Consider the following 249-nt stretch of genomic DNA (forward strand, 5'->3'; position numbering starts at 1 on the left):
TCGTCGCTGCCGACAGACTGACGGTGTAGACCAGGTTGTTGCCTTCGACCACATTGTCATCTCCAGCACCTGGGGCACCTGGTTCTATCGTGGTGATCGTGGGTTTCTCATTGTCTAAGATGCCGCCGGTACCCGTTGCGCCGCCTATCACTAAAGGCAGTGTTTCAGGGGACGCTGAATCAATCACCGTATCATCAATCGTGCTCACGGTGACCGTAAAGGCCGTCACACCACTCGGTACTATCACAT

Annotated in this window: 1 protein-coding gene; it reads right to left on the reverse strand. The window is 54.6% G+C overall.

Features of this window, described 5'->3' with window-relative positions:
- A partial coding sequence (locus ACO0KZ_RS20565; RefSeq protein WP_422998669.1) for a hypothetical protein occupies nucleotides 1-249 on the reverse strand: 249 nt, incomplete at both ends.

The sequence above is a fragment of the Undibacterium sp. Di24W genome, assembly GCF_049340325.1.
Taxonomy (GTDB): domain Bacteria; phylum Pseudomonadota; class Gammaproteobacteria; order Burkholderiales; family Burkholderiaceae_D; genus Undibacterium.